Here is a 237-nt window from a genome sequence, read left to right as displayed (position 1 = left end):
ACTCTCCAGCCGCCAATTATCTGTCAGCGTTCAAAGGCACTAAGGGGAAGCTGATTGAGCTTACTGTCGCAGCCAAAACGATAACCTCGAAGGAGGAACTATTTGGCCGCTTGTGGGACATTCACAACAGCGGCTGGATTCCTCCTTATCGCCTGCATTCGGACGGGTCCAGGACGCCATGCAGCGGTACGAACTGCCACGGAGTGACGCTCGAAAGCGAGCTGGGAATCAGCTCCA

1 protein-coding gene is annotated in these 237 nt (G+C 55.3%); it reads left to right on the top strand.

Going from position 1 to position 237, the window contains the following annotated elements:
- On the top strand, positions 1-237 hold a 237-nt coding region (locus AC3XQU_RS24870), incomplete at both ends, for a hypothetical protein (RefSeq protein WP_489876760.1).

It is taken from the genome of Telluria sp. AZSoR62, assembly GCF_058111565.1.
This window is presented reverse-complemented; position numbering and strand designations above follow the sequence as displayed.